At 64.7% G+C, this 14,447-nt stretch carries 11 protein-coding genes; 4 read left to right on the forward strand and 7 right to left on the reverse strand.

Annotated features, from left to right (window positions below; translation table 11 throughout):
* Window positions 1-61 precede the first annotated feature (61 nt).
* The 4 genes from MGMSRV2_RS09000 to katG all read left to right on the forward strand — a co-directional run bounded on the left by MGMSRV2_RS09000 (window position 62) and on the right by katG (window position 6,388).
* Window positions 62-1,144: a LuxE/PaaK family acyltransferase gene (locus MGMSRV2_RS09000; RefSeq protein ID WP_024080034.1), complete on the forward strand. Its 1,083-nt coding sequence runs from the start codon at window positions 62-64 to the stop codon at window positions 1,142-1,144.
* Window positions 1,141-2,367, forward strand: coding sequence for an acyl-CoA reductase (locus MGMSRV2_RS09005; RefSeq protein ID WP_024080035.1), 1,227 nt, complete (start codon window positions 1,141-1,143; stop codon window positions 2,365-2,367). Before MGMSRV2_RS09000 ends, MGMSRV2_RS09005 begins: the two co-directional genes overlap by 4 nt.
* A gap of 79 nt (window positions 2,368-2,446) precedes the next feature.
* Window positions 2,447-4,069, forward strand: coding sequence for an ABC-F family ATP-binding cassette domain-containing protein (locus MGMSRV2_RS09010; RefSeq protein WP_024080036.1), 1,623 nt, complete (start codon window positions 2,447-2,449; stop codon window positions 4,067-4,069).
* Between the two features lie 144 nt (window positions 4,070-4,213).
* Window positions 4,214-6,388 carry a catalase/peroxidase HPI gene (gene katG, locus MGMSRV2_RS09015; RefSeq protein WP_024080037.1) on the forward strand — a complete coding sequence of 725 codons (2,175 nt, stop codon included), beginning with the start codon at window positions 4,214-4,216 and terminating at the stop codon, window positions 6,386-6,388.
* Window positions 6,389-6,458: 70 nt separating this feature from the next.
* Here the strand turns inward: katG and MGMSRV2_RS09020 are convergent, their stop codons facing one another.
* The 7 genes from MGMSRV2_RS09020 to MGMSRV2_RS09050 all read right to left on the reverse strand — a co-directional run bounded on the left by MGMSRV2_RS09020 (window position 6,459) and on the right by MGMSRV2_RS09050 (window position 14,447).
* Window positions 6,459-6,656 carry a CCE_0567 family metalloprotein gene (locus MGMSRV2_RS09020; RefSeq protein ID WP_024080038.1) on the reverse strand — a complete coding sequence of 66 codons (198 nt, stop codon included), beginning with the start codon at window positions 6,654-6,656 and terminating at the stop codon, window positions 6,459-6,461.
* A 359-nt stretch (window positions 6,657-7,015) separates the two neighbouring features.
* Entirely contained in the window at window positions 7,016-7,954 is a 939-nt protein-coding gene (locus tag MGMSRV2_RS09025; protein WP_024080040.1) for an AEC family transporter, read from the reverse strand.
* Window positions 7,955-7,957: 3 nt separating this feature from the next.
* Window positions 7,958-10,690, reverse strand: a complete 2,733-nt coding sequence (locus MGMSRV2_RS09030; protein ID WP_024080041.1) for an FAD-binding and (Fe-S)-binding domain-containing protein — start codon at window positions 10,688-10,690, stop codon at window positions 7,958-7,960.
* Entirely contained in the window at window positions 10,687-11,295 is a 609-nt protein-coding gene (locus tag MGMSRV2_RS09035) for a LutC/YkgG family protein (RefSeq protein ID WP_024080042.1), read from the reverse strand. The genes MGMSRV2_RS09030 and MGMSRV2_RS09035 overlap by 4 nt, the downstream gene beginning before the upstream one ends.
* Window positions 11,288-12,709, reverse strand: a complete 1,422-nt coding sequence (locus tag MGMSRV2_RS09040; protein WP_024080043.1) for a LutB/LldF family L-lactate oxidation iron-sulfur protein — start codon at window positions 12,707-12,709, stop codon at window positions 11,288-11,290. The genes MGMSRV2_RS09035 and MGMSRV2_RS09040 overlap by 8 nt, the downstream gene beginning before the upstream one ends.
* Window positions 12,699-13,469, reverse strand: coding sequence for a (Fe-S)-binding protein (locus MGMSRV2_RS09045; protein WP_024080044.1), 771 nt, complete (start codon window positions 13,467-13,469; stop codon window positions 12,699-12,701). Before MGMSRV2_RS09045 ends, MGMSRV2_RS09040 begins: the two co-directional genes overlap by 11 nt.
* A gap of 90 nt (window positions 13,470-13,559) precedes the next feature.
* Window positions 13,560-14,447, reverse strand: coding sequence for an MYG1 family protein (locus MGMSRV2_RS09050; RefSeq protein ID WP_024080045.1), 888 nt, complete (start codon window positions 14,445-14,447; stop codon window positions 13,560-13,562).

The following is a 14,447-nucleotide window of genomic DNA, read 5'->3' on the forward strand; positions in this document are numbered from 1 at the left end:
GCTCCACCGGGACACCGACGCTATCCTCGCCCAATCAGGAATGCCGGGCGCCGGAGGGGCAATGAGCGCAGACGACAGCTTCGCCCAACCGCAATTCACCCTGCCCCAGGCGGACAAGGAAGCGCGGCTGCTCCACGGACTGACCGAGGCGATCCGCCATCATTGCGCCGGATGCCCGCCTTATGCCGCGCTGGTGCACGCACTTTATCCGCATTGGCAGGACAGTGCCCAATTGACCGCCCTGCCCATGGTGCCGGCCAGTCTGTTCAAGTCCATGACGCTGTCCACGCAAACCGGACGACCGACGGTGACCACGCTGACCTCCAGCGGCACCTCGGGCCGGGCGGTCAGCCGCATCAGCGTCGACGGAGAAACCGCCGACCGCCAGGCAAAGGCCATGAGCGCAGCCTTGCAGCCGGTGCTGGGCCGCCAACGCCTGCCCATGCTGATCCTGGACAGCCAGACGGCGCTTGCCGGCGGTGGTCGCATCAATGCCCGTGCCGCCGGCATCTTGGGGCTGATGCGGTTCGGCCGCGATCACGTCTTCGCCCTGAACGAGGCGATGGAATGCGATACTACCGCCATCGACGGCTTTCTGTCCCGCCATGGTCAGGCGCCGTTTCTGATGTTCGGCTTCACCTTCATGGTCTGGGCCCACTTCTTCGAAGCCATTCGCCATCGCGGATTGGACCTGTCGCACGGTATCTTGGTCCATGGCGGCGGCTGGAAGTCCATGATCGACCGCCGCGTCGACAATGCGGTGTTTCGCTCGGCCTTCCAAACGTCTACCGGTCTGCGCCACATCCATGATTTCTATGGCATGGCCGAGCAGATGGGCACCTTGTTCGTCGAGGGCGATGACGGCCTGCTCTATGCGCCCGACTTCGCCGACATCATCATCCGCGATCCCGTCACCCTGGCGCCGCTGCCCGTGGGCGAAACCGGGGTGATCCAGGTGCTGAGCCTGGTGCCGCGCAGTTACCCCGGCAACTCGGTGCTGACCGAGGATATGGGAGTTGTCGTCCATGTGGATCAGCCGGCATCGGCGGGACGCCTGGGCAAGGCGTTCCGGGTGCTGGGCCGGATACCCCGGTCCGAAATCCGCGGTTGCGGCGACACTTTCGCGCAAGGGATGAGGGCATGATCCGGGGCATCGGACCATCGGGCGCCGTTATCGACATCAACGCCGCCATCACCGCCTTGGCGAAATCGGACAATCCGGGGCTACCTTTCGCCACCGAGGCGGTCGCGGCCCTGGCCGCGCTTTCCGACCGCCTGTTGATGTCCCAGAGCGCCCGCCATTTTCCCGAACTGGTCGCCTTGGGCTTCTGGCTACGGCGCACCCATCTGAATGCTCTGGCCGCCGAATTCGCCCGCACCCGCCCCGCCCAGGCCATGGCCGTACCCCGTGGCTTGGTCTTGCATATTCCCCCGGCCAATGTCGATGTGATGATGGCCTATCCGTGGGCGCTGTCGCTGCTGGCCGGAAACCGTAACATCATCCGCGTCTCATCCCGGATCGGCGCCGCCGGCCAGGAACTGCTCGATGCCATGACGGCGATCTTGGCGGAAAGCCCGGGGCTCGCGGCCAGTAACCTGTTCGTCAGCTGGCCGCGCGACCATACCCAGTCCCTGGCCGAGTTGTCGGCCCTGGCCGATTTTCGTCTGGTCTGGGGCGGCGATGCCACCATCGCCCAAATCCGCGCCGTGCCCTTGCCGCCACACGCCGGTGAACTGTGCTTCGCCGACCGCGCCTCGCTTTGTGCCATGGCGGCGGAGGCCGTCAACCGCGCCGACGAGGAGGAACTGCGGCACTTGGCCGAGCGCTTCGCCGCCGACGTCACCACCTTCGGCCAAGCCGCCTGTTCATCGCCGCGGCTGCTGGTCTGGGTCGGCGACGATGCCGCCTGTGAACAGGCACAGCAGCGTCTGGTCGCCGCCCTCGACCGCCTGCCCGATATGGCGCCGCTGGCCCCGGCCATCGCCTTGGGGCGCAACGCCTATGTCCATCGCGCCGCCGCCGAAGGCTTGGTCTCACGCCCCGCCACCCCTGCCGGCCCCATCCTGTTCGCCCATGCTCCCAAGCCGGTGGATGGGCAGCAATGGGGGCATTGCTTCGGCGGTCTGGTCCATGTGGCGCGGGGCCCGTCACTGGCCACCGTGGCCTCCTTCATCCAGCGGCGGCATCAGACCCTGTGCCATTTCGGCTTCGATCAGGCCGAACTTGCCGCCCTGGTCACCCGATTGCGCGGGACCGGCTTGGATCGGCTGGTGCCGGTGGGCACGGCGCTGAGTTTCAGCCATCTCTGGGACGGGGCCGACCTGTTGGAGCGGCTGACCAAATCCGTGCATCTGCTCGCCCCCTGAAGGCGGGTCGCCAATTTTTCCCGCAAGCGCGCATCCTGTGGCATAAGGGGCGAAACACGCCACGGGAACCCAGTCGCACATGATACGCTTTGAAAACATCACCAAGCAGAACAGCCACCGGATTTTGTTCTTCGAGGCCTCCGCCGCCCTGAACCGGGGCGAGAAAATCGGCCTGGTCGGCCCCAACGGCGCCGGCAAGACCACCTTGTTCCGGATGATCGCCGGCGAGGAAGCCCCCGACGAAGGCCAAGTCTCCATCGAGAAACAGGTCTCGGTCGGCTATTTCAACCAGGATGTGGGCGAAATGGCGGGCCGCAGCGCGGTGGCGGAAGTGATGGACGGGGCCGGTCCGGTCAGCACCGTGGCGGCGGAACTGGCCCAACTGGAAGCGGCCATGTGCGATCCCGAACAAGCCGATGCCATGGATGCCATCATCGAACGCTATGGCGAAGTGCAGGCCCGCTTCGAGGAACTGGGCGGCTACGAGTTGGAGGGCCGCGCGCGCGAGGTGCTGGCCGGTCTCAGCTTCAGCCAGGAGATGATGGACACCGATGTGGGCGCCCTGTCGGGCGGCTGGAAGATGCGCGTGGCCTTGGGCCGCATCCTGCTGATGCGCCCCGACGCCATGCTGCTGGACGAACCCAGCAACCACCTGGACCTTGAAAGCCTGATCTGGTTGGAAGGTTTCCTCAAGGGCTATGACGGCGCCTTGCTGATGACCTCGCACGACCGCGAATTCATGAACCGCATCGTCACCAAGATCATCGAGATCGACGGCGGCTCGCTGACCAGCTATTCCGGCGATTACGAATTCTACGAACGCCAGCGGGCCTTGAACGAAAAGCAGCAGCAGGCCCAGTTCGAACGCCAGCAGGCCATGCTGGCCAAGGAAGTGAAATTCATCGAACGCTTCAAGGCTCGTGCCTCGCACGCCGCCCAGGTGCAAAGCCGGGTGAAGAAGCTGGACAAGATCGAACGCGTCGAACCGCCCATGCGCCGTCATGTGGTGGCCTTCGACTTCGCCACGCCGCCGCGCTCGGGCGAGGATGTGGCGGTGCTGCGCAATGCGCATAAGGCCTATGGCGGTCGGATCATCTATGAGGGGCTCGACTTCACCATCCGCCGCAAGGAGCGCTGGTGCGTCATGGGCGTCAACGGCGCCGGCAAATCGACCTTGTTGAAGCTGGTGGCCGGGGTGAGCGAACCCGATAGCGGCACCGTCACGGTGGGCGCCAGCGTCAAGATGGGCTATTTCTCCCAGCACGCCATGGAGCGGCTTGATGGCGCCATGACCGTGTTCGAATCCCTGGAAAGCGCCTTCCCCCAGGCCAACCAGGGGTCGCTGCGGGCATTGGCCGGCTGTTTCGGCTTTTCCGGCGATGACGTGGAAAAGAAGTGCCGTTTCCTGTCGGGCGGGGAAAAGGCCCGGCTGGTGATGGCCATCATGCTGTTCAATCCGCCCAATTTCCTGGTGCTGGACGAGCCCACCAACCACCTGGATCTCGACACCAAGGAAATGCTGATCAAGGCGCTGGCCGCCTATGAGGGCACCATGCTGTTCGTGTCGCACGATCGTCATTTCCTCGCCGCCCTGTCCAACCGGGTGTTGGAACTGACGCCCGAGGGCATTCACCAGTACAGCGGCGGCTACACCGAATACGTGGCCCGCACCGGACATGAAGCCCCCGGCCTGCATAGCTGAGGCTATTGAGGGTTCGGCTAATGATTTCCGGACCCTCAAGTATTTATTAAAAAGCTTCTAAACCACATCTGTATGAGTTGAATGGAGGAACGGTTAGAATATCGCCAAGCCCAAGGCTAACAATTGGTTGAATGGGAGAGCGATATGGTCGAAGTTCATGGAACAAGTGCCGGCAAATGCCCGGTCATGCACGGCGCCAACACCACCGCCAGCACGTCAAAAAGCGATTGGTGGCCGAACGCCCTTAACCTCGACATCCTGCATCAGCACGATACCAAGACCAGCCCCATGGGCCAGGGCTTCGACTATCGGACCGAACTCGCCAAGCTCGACGTGGCGGCTCTCAAGCATGACCTGCACGCCCTGATGACCGACAGCCAGGATTGGTGGCCGGCGGATTGGGGCCATTACGGTGGCCTGATGATCCGCATGGCCTGGCATGCCGCCGGTTCCTACCGCATCGCCGATGGTCGCGGCGGTGCCGGCACCGGCAACCAGCGTTTCGCCCCGCTCAATTCCTGGCCCGACAATGTCAACCTGGACAAGGCCCGCCGCCTGCTGTGGCCGATCAAGAAGAAATACGGCAACAAGATCAGTTGGGCCGACCTGATCGTCCTGGCCGGCACCATCGCCTATGAATCCATGGGCCTGAAGACCTTCGGCTTCGCTTTTGGCCGCGAAGATATCTGGCATCCGGAAAAGGACGTCTATTGGGGCTCGGAAAAGGAATGGCTGGCCCCCAGCGGCGCCGAGGGCAGCCGTTATTCCGGCGAACGTGATCTGGAAAACCCGCTGGCCGCGGTGATGATGGGGCTGATCTACGTCAATCCCGAGGGCGTGGACGGCAAGCCCGACCCGTTGAAAACCGCCCGCGACGTGCGCATGACCTTCGCCCGCATGGCCATGAACGACGAGGAAACAGTGGCCCTGACCGCCGGCGGCCATACGGTCGGCAAGGCCCACGGCAACGGCGATGCCGGTAAGCTGGGACCGGCACCGGAAGGGGCCGAGCTCGAGGAGCAGGGGTTTGGCTGGATGAACCACAGCAGCCGGGGCATCGGCCGCGACACCGTGACCAGCGGCATCGAAGGCGCCTGGACCACCCACCCCACCAAGTGGGACAACGGCTATTTCGACCTGCTGTTGGGTTATGACTGGTGGCTGCAAAAATCCCCCGCCGGGGCTTGGCAGTGGGAACCCATCAACATCAGGGAAGAGGATATGCCGGTGGATGTGGAGGATCCCTCCATCCGCTGTAAGCCGATCATGACCGACGCCGATATGGCGATGAGATACGATCCCGAATACCGCAAGATCGCCGAGCGTTTCCACAAGGACCCCGCCTATTTCTCGGAAACCTTCGCCCGGGCCTGGTTCAAGCTGACCCACCGCGACATGGGGCCGAAGGTGCGCTATCTCGGCCCCGACGTGCCCACGGAAGACCTGATCTGGCAAGATCCGGTGCCCATGGGCCGTAGCGATTATGACGTCGCGGCGGTAAAGGCCAAAATCGCCGCCTGCGGCCTGAGCGTGGCCGAGATGGTGGCCACCGCCTGGGACAGCGCCCGCACCTTCCGTGGTTCGGACATGCGCGGCGGCGCCAATGGCGCCCGCCTCCGCCTGACCCCGCAAAAGGATTGGCCCGGCAACGAACCGGCGCGCTTGGCCAAGGTCTTGGCCATTCTCGAACCCATCGCCGCCGGGTCCGGCGCCAGCATCGCCGACGTCATCGTCCTGGCCGGAAACGTGGGGGTCGAACAAGCGATCAAGGCCGCCGGCTTTGATGTTGTCGTCCCCTTCTCACCCGGTCGCGGCGATGCCACCGACGCCATGACCGATGCCGCCTCGTTCGCGGCGCTGGAACCCATCCACGACGGCTATCGCAACTGGCTCAAGCAGGATTATGCCGTCAGCGCCGAAGAGATGATGCTGGATCGCACTCAATTGATGGGCCTGACCGCCCATGAGATGACGGCGCTGGTGGGCGGCATGCGCGTGCTGGGCACCAATCACGGCGGCAGCAAGCACGGCGTCTTCACCGAACGCGAAGGCGCGCTGACCACCGACTTCTTCGTCACTCTGACCGACATGGCCTATGCCTGGAAGCCGGTGGGCCGCAATCTCTACGAGATCCGCGACCGCAAGACCGGCGCCGTCAAATGGACGGCGACCCGGGTGGATCTGGTCTTCGGCTCGAACGCCGTTCTGCGCGCTTATGCCGAAGTCTATGCCCAGGATGACAACAAGGAAAAATTCGTCACCGACTTCGTCGCCGCCTGGACCAAGGTCATGAACGCGGATCGTTTTGACCTGACCTGAGATGTGCCACCGACGTCCCCGGGCGCTCCGCCATGGCCGCCCGGGGAAACGGTAAGCGCGATTCCCAAAATCAGCCGCCGGCGGCCTTCAGGTCCTTGCGCGCCTGGGTCAGCTTGGCATGCAGCTCGTGGCAGCGGGCCGCCACTTCGGGAATGCTTTCCCAATTGACCGGCAGTTCCTCGGACAGATCGTGCAGGTCCATCTTGGCCTGGGTCGCCTGGGTCGACAGCTTCTTGACGGCAGCTTTCAGGGTTTCGATATCGCTCATGGAACATTCTCGCATCTGCTTCGGCGGAAGCCCGAACAGACTAGCCAATGCCAAAAGCATAGGCAATTTCCAATGATGCGATTTTTCTGAGCAAGGCGCCGCCGCCCGCAGTGGGGGGAGGGGATTCGCGGGCGGCGGCCTTGGGCGGAGCGTCGTCGGGGGGATTGACGAACCGCCATTCCAGTCGGCAGGAGGGATCGGGGATCGAGCTGACCGCCTCCAACCTTTCGGCGTAACAAGATACTAGCCGCGACTTGGCCGCGAAGAAATGACGCGGAGGTGTAAGGTGCGCCATCATTTAGCAGGCCATACCCAACCTTGGTCGCAAGCATCACCCCATCACTGGGCGTAGACTGGTATTACCGATTGGCGTAGAGCACCAGGATCACCGACAAAACCGGCACCGAGGCGATGGTGGACAGCAGAATCACCTGCGAGGTGCGCTCCACATAGACCTTGTACTGACTGGCCATGACGAAGGTCAGCGCCCCGGTGGGCAGCGCGGCCAGCAGCAGCGTCGCCCCGGTCCAGAAGCGGTCAAGCGGGAACACGGTCTCGATCAGCAGCCAGGCCAACAACGGATGGACCAGCAATTTCAGTGGCACCAGCCACCCCACCTGCCGCCACGCCAGTTCCAGCGGGCGCCCGGCTAGGAACACGCCGATGGCGAACAAGGCGCAGGGACCGGCGGCCGCGCCCAGCAATTGACAGAAGTTGACCACCGGCTGCGGCACCGGCAAGCCCGCCAAATTCCAGGCCAGCCCGGCAAACGACGATACGATCAGCGGGTTACGGAGCAGGGCCTTGCCGACATCGGCCAAAGCGCGGCCCAGCCCGGCCCCGTGCGAGCGGGCCATTTCCATGGCGATGACCGCCAGACCGATCATCACCACGCTCATGATCACGGTGGCGATGATCGCCGGCAGCAGCTGGTCGGCGCCATAGGCGGCCAGAAACAGCGGGATGCCCATATAGCCGGTATTGGAGAAACTGGCGTTGAGCGCCTGCAACGAGTTGATTTCGGCGCCATCCCCCCTGCCCTTCAGCCAGCCCAGCAGCCAGCCCAGGGCGTAGACCATCAGCATGGAGCCCAAGAAGGCACCGATGAAGGACAGGTTGAAAATGTCGGATAAGGGCTGCCGCGCCATGGACAGCAGCAGCACCGCCGGCAAGGCGAACCAATAGACGAAGGCGGACAGCGCACTTGACGCCTCTTGCCCCAGCACTGTGCGCCCGCCGGCATAGCCGGCGATGATGATGGCGAACACCGGCAAGGCGACGTCGAGGACAACCTGCATTTCCTACCCCTCGGCGCGGCGCGATACCCGATCGACCAGATGAATGATCGAACGATAAGGGATTCCGCCGTGATCGGCCAAGCCGATTTCACAGGTGCGGTTGGCGGAAAAACCTTCATGGCAGCCCTCGGGCACCGTCAGTTTCCGGAGCGCATGGGCGTTCAGTTCCGGCGTGGTGAAGCCCTTGTCGCCGGCGAAGCCGCAGCAGGTGACGCCGTCGGGGACCACCACCTGGGTGGCGCAGGCCTTGGCCACCGCCAACAGCTTGTCCTCAAGCCCCATTTTTCGCACCGAGCAGGGGATGTGCAGCAGCACCGGACCTTCGATGGGATGCAGCGACAGGCGCGGCAGGATCAGGTCATGCAGCGCCTCGACCGCGTCGAGAACAGGAGTGAAGGACTTGAGCCGGGCCGAGCAGGTGGCGGTATCCATGATCACCGGCAGCCTGCCGTGATCGCTGGCCGCATCCAAGGCGGCGGCCATGTCGCGCGCCTTGGCCTCGGCGATATCGGCCAGCCCCTTGCTGTCCCACGGCTGACCGCAACACAGATTGGCCAGGCCCGCCGGGAAGATCACGCGGAAACCGGCCTTTTTCAGCAAAGCTTCGGTGGCGTCTGGCAGGCAGGCCGTGACCGGGTCGTCCAACGCCGGCCCCATGGTGCGGGCGGCACAGGACGGCACATAGACCACCGCATCGGCGCCATCGCCGCCGCCTTGCAAGGCGGGCTGGGCCATGGTCGGCAGCCGGCGGCGGTTGCGGGCGCTGCCGGCGACGGTATCGACCATGGCCGCCGCACCCAGGCCCCACGCGGTGGCCTTCATCAGCAGGCCGTAATGATCGGCGGCGAGCTGGCCCACAGCCTGGGCCATGCGGCCCTGCTTGCGACCACGTAAGGCTTTGATCAGCGTTCCGGTTTCGATCCCGACGGGGCAGGCGGTTGCGCACAAGCCGCAGGCGGCGCAGGTGTCGAGGCCGTGATAATCGTAGAGAGTTCCGATTTCGTCCCGGCGCACAACATCGCCGGCGGCCTGGGCGCGGGCCATTTCACGCCAGCCGACGATGCGCTGGCGGGGCGACAGGGTCAGGCCGTGGCTGGGGCACATGCGCTCGCAGAAGCCGCATTCGATGCAGGTGTCGATCAAGACATCGGCGGCGGGCATGGGCTTCAGGTTCTTCAGATGGGCCTGAGGATCACGATCCAGGATGACGCCGGGATTGAGCAATCCCGCCGGGTCCAGCATTTCCTTGATCCGCCACATCAGATCGGTGGCGGCCTTGCCCCATTCCATCTCCACATAAGGCGCCATGTTGCGTCCGGTGCCGTGCTCGGCCTTCAACGAACCGTCGTATTTGTCCACCACCAGTTTGGCGACGTCGTCCATGAAGGCGCCGTAACGCTGGATTTCGGCATCAGAGCCGAAATCCTGGGTGAAGACGAAGTGCAGATTACCTTCCAGCGCATGGCCGAAAATGATGGCCTCGGTATAGAAGTGCTTGACGAACAAAGCTTGCAGATCGGTGGTGGCGGCGGCCAGATCCTCTACCCGGAAGGCCACGTCCTCGATGATCACGGTGGTGCCCAGCGGGCGCACCGCCCCCACCGCCGGAAACAGACCCTTGCGGATTTTCCACAGTTTGGCGCCCTCGACCGCGTCGGTGGTGAAACTTACCCCGCCGATGGTGGCGATACCGTCGAGCGCGGCGACGATGGCGGCGATGTTGGCGGCCAGATCGCTCTGGTCACCGGCGCGGCTTTCCACCAACAGCGCGGCGGCATCCGCAGGCAGGTCGGCCAGCATGGCGGGCATGCCCGGCTTGCCCTCGACGCTGCGCAGGGCCGCGCGGTCCATCAGCTCCACCGCCGAAACCGGCGTCGTCTTCAGCGCCGCCACCGCCCGGCAGGCCAGGGCAGCATCGGCGAAGAAGATCAGGGCGTTGGCCCGGTCGGCATGATCGGGCACGGTGTCGTAGGTGATCTCGGCGATAAAGCCCAAGGTACCTTCCGACCCGATCATCAGATGCTGCAAGATATCCACCGGATCGGTGAAATCCACCAGGGCATTAAGCGCATAGCCGGTGGTGTTCTTGATGGCGAATTTCTTGTTGATGCGCGCGGCCAGCACGTCGTCGGCGCGGGCCTGTTCAGCCAATTGCCCCAGGCTTTCCAGCAAGGCCGCATGGCTGGCGCGGAAGGCGGCGACGGAGACAGCATCCCCCGTATCGACCAGGGTACCGTCGGCCAGGATCAGCCGCATGGCGGCAAGTGTGCGATAGGAATTCTGCGCCGTGCCGCAACACATGCCCGATGCATTGTTGGCGGCGATGCCGCCGATCTTGGCCGAATCGATGGAGGCCGGATCGGGGCCGATCTTGCGGCCAAAGGCGGCCAAGCGACGGTTGGCCTCGGCGCCGATGATTCCGGGCTGCAAGCGGATACGGGCACCGCCCGCCTCCACCACCGCGCCGTTCCAGCCGTCACCCAGCAACAGCAGCACGGAATCGGTCACCGCCTGCCCCGACAGCGAGGTGCCGGCGGCACGGAAGGTCACCGGCACGTTTTCCTGGGCGCACGCCGCCAGCACCGCCACCACCTCGGCCTCGGTATCGGCCTTGACCACTAGCTTGGGGATCAGCCGATAGAAGCTGGCATCGGTACCATAGGCCAGCAGCCGCAACGGATCGTCGATCAGCCGATGGGGCGGGATCAGCGGGGCAAGCCGGGATTTGACGCTCATTGCAGCACCAGGACGATCAGTTCCTTGGGACCATGGACACCGTAGGCCAGGGTCTGTTCGATGTCGGCGGTCTTGGACGGGCCGGAGATCAGCAGCAGGTTGGTCGGCATGGTCCCGGCCCAATCCTGCGCCGCCATCAGCCCGGCCATGTTGTCGGCGATGTCGGACAGCTTGAGCAGAACCACATGGATGGGCGGCAGCAACGACATCAGGCGCGGCTGATCGGCATCGGGGCGCAGCACCACCGTGCCGGTTTCGGCGATGGCGCCGCAGGCATTGGTGATGGCGGCGTCGATGCCGTCGACCAATTGGTCCTTCAACTCCTCGACCGGGCGGTCATAGGCGACCACATCGGGCCAATCCACCGCCAGATCGGGCGGCGCCATCACCCGACCGACATCCTTGGACGACAGGATCAGGCGCAGATGCTGACGCCATTGATCGGCGGCGATGACATGCACCTCGCCGTGCACCGCCTCGAGCATAAGGCGGAAGCGGTCCAGCCGGTCGGCGAACACCGGCGGCATCCAATAGGGCAGATCGGGCACCGTCCCCTTGGGCGCGGCGCGCAGGCGAGCCAAAATGGCAGCGCGGGCGTTACTCATTTTCGTACCCCTTGTCCCGGGCCAATTGGTGCAGGGTGCGACCGGCGAATTTCGGCTTCGACCGCACGGAGGTCCATTGCTTCAGCAACGGCGCGGCCGCCGGGATCAGATTACCGATCACCGCCAAGCTGCGGGTGGCGGCGGCATAGGCGGCGGGGCTGGAATTCATGGCCTGCCAGCCCCTCCACACCGCGTTTTCCACCATGGACGTGTTGCTGCCCGCCCCCTTCACCCCCGGCGCTTGCGACGGCTGCGCCGCCTCGGTGCGCAGCCGCACTAATATGTCGGCGATGGGGATTTGCACCGGGCAGACCTCGACGCAGGCATTGCAGAGCGTCGAGGCATGGGGCAGATCGCCGGCGCAATCGAGGCCGGCCAGTTGCGGCGTCAAAATCTTGCCGATGGGGCCGGGATAGACTGAACCATAGGTATGGCCGCCGACACGGGCATAGACCGGGCAATGGTTCATGCAGGCGCCGCAGCGGATGCAACGAAGCGTGTCGCGTAATTGCAGATCGGCATAGACGCGCGAGCGGCCATTATCCAGCAGCACCAGATGCACCTGGCGCGGCCCGTCCTTTTCCCCTTCCTTGCGCGGGGAGGTGATCATGTTGACATAGGTGGTGATGGGCTGACCGGTGGCCGAACGCGGCAAAAGCGCCAGCAAGGGGGCGACGTCGTCCAGCTTTTCCACCAGCTTCTCGATGCCGGTGACGGCGATGTGCAAGGGCGGCAGCGTGGTCGACAGCCGACCATTGCCTTCGTTTTCGATCAACACCAACGACCCGGTTTCGGCGACCAGGAAATTGGCCCCCGACAGACCGGCATCGGCGTTGGCGAATTCGCGCCGCAGCACCTTGCGGGCGGCGGCGGTCAGGGCGTCGACGTCCTCGGTATAGGGCTGACCGGCGATGTTGTCGGTGAACAATTGGGCGATCTCGCCCTTGTTCTTGTGGATGCACGGCATAACGATGTGGCTGGGCGCCTCGCCGGCCAGTTGGATGATGTATTCGCCCAAATCCGATTCCACCGCGGTAATGCCGTGGGCCTCCAGATGGGCGTTCAGGTGCATTTCCTCGGACACCATGGACTTGCCCTTGATGACGCGCTTGGCGCCATGGGCGGTCAGGATGTCCAAAACGATGCTATTGGCGTCGGCGGTGGTTTCGGCCCAATGGACGATGATGCCGTTGGCCGTGGCCTTTCGCTCGAATTCCTCCAAAAGATCGGGCAGCCGGGCCAGGGCGCGGGCCTTGATGGCTGCACCACGGGCGCGCAACGCCGCCCAATCGTCTTGGTCGGCGAACTGGACGGCGCGCTTGCTCATCAGCCCGTCCATGGCCCGGCGGAAATTGCGGCGCAGTTGCGGATTGTTGAGCGCGTCGTGGGCGCGGCTGGAAAAATCACTCTTCATGGCAGCGCTCCAGCAGGAATTCGGCCAGATGCTGGGCCCGGATGGGCTTGCCCGCCTTGTCCAGCGCGCCGCCGATATTCATCAGGCAACCGCAATCGCCCGACACCACGCGGGCGGCGCCGGTCTCGCCGATGGCATTGATCTTGTCGGCGACCATGGCAGCCGAGATTTCCGGCTGGCGCACGGCGAAGGTGCCGCCGAAGCCGCAGCATTCCTTTTCCCGCGGATTTTCCACCAAGGTGACATTGGCCAAGCCGCGTAACAGCCGCTTGGGCTCGTCCACCACCCCCATCTCACGCATGGAATGGCACGAGCCGTGCCAGGTCACCTGCACCTTCTCGCCCCGGTCCACCAGCTTTTCATCCAGGCCCACCACATGGACCAGGAACCACGACAGCTCGTAAACCCGCCCGGCGAAGGCAATGGCGCGGGCGTGGTCGCGGTCGCCCGCAAACAGATCGGGGTAATGCACCCGCATCATCCCGGCGCACGACCCCGACGGCACGACGATGGGCCAATCCTCGGGGAAGGCGTCAAGCTGGGCGCGGGCGACCTCGCGCGCTTCGTCCCGGTGGCCGGAATTATAGGCCGGCTGGCCGCAGCAGCTTTGCGATTGCGGGAACACCACCCGCAGGCCCTGGCGCTTCAACAGCTCCATCCCGGCCAGACCGGCGGCGGGATAGAACAGGTCGATCAGGCAGGTGCCGAAGTAATAGACGGTCTTCGGCGGCACCGATGGCGGCGTGACGAGTGCAGGCATGCGGACATTCCCATGGCGTTACCGGGCCGTCTTCGCGACCCCATTTTGGTAATACCACTTGTCGAGGTTCGTGCCTACGGAAAATGTGGACTATGCCTCGACCGCCAAACCGGCCATGGCCATGGCTCCCTCGCGGGTCTTGGCGCCGCAGACGAAGCGGGCGGAATGGCAGAAGGTGGCGTCACTCACCCCGCACACCGCCGCCAACGCAGCCTCGCGCAGACCGCCCCAGGCATCGGGCAGCGGCTTTTTCTGGGCGAACGAGCCGCGCTCGGGCGGCACCGCCGACACCGTCCAATCCTTGCCGGCGGGGCGGATGACGTAAAGCGCCTGGGTCAGGTTCAGGTCGAACACCGCCTCTTCCCACGGCAGCCGGCTGTCGAGGACGATGATACGCGGGTCAGCCGCCCGCTCCGCCGCATCGGCCACCGCATCCTGGGCGATAGCAGCGGCGAAGGCATGGGCGACGGAACGCGCCAGAACATTGTCGGCCACCATCACCGCCTGATGATAGCTGGCGTTCTCGTCGGCGCTGTTTTCGGCGAAGGTGGGGTTCCAGGTTTCCAGGAGGGCCGAGAAATGGCCGGGATGGCGGTCCATGGCGCCGTTGTCCATCAGGTCGATATCGCGCAGCAATCCAGCGTCCAGCTTGGCCCAGATGATGTCGATCTGACCGGGGGTGGCGGTGTTTTGCAAATGCGCGATGGCCGCGCGGCCATAATCGCGCCAGATCAGACCGGCGGAGGAAAACGCCTCGCCATTGGGGCGCAAGGGCTTGTCGCGCATGTGGTGGTCATAGCGGCCCTGGTCGGGGTCGTAAACGCCGCCCACGTCGAACACCACCTGGGCGCGGTCCCAATCCATGGCCTCGCGCGAGCGGGTCAGGCTGACGGCGCCGTCGGTCGCCGCCTTGAGAATGGCGAAGGCGAAGACGTCGTCGGCGTGGAAACTGCCGCTATGGGTGGCCGCGAGAAGCAT

The sequence above is a fragment of the Magnetospirillum gryphiswaldense MSR-1 v2 genome (assembly GCF_000513295.1).
GTDB classification, from domain to species: domain Bacteria; phylum Pseudomonadota; class Alphaproteobacteria; order Rhodospirillales; family Magnetospirillaceae; genus Magnetospirillum; species Magnetospirillum gryphiswaldense.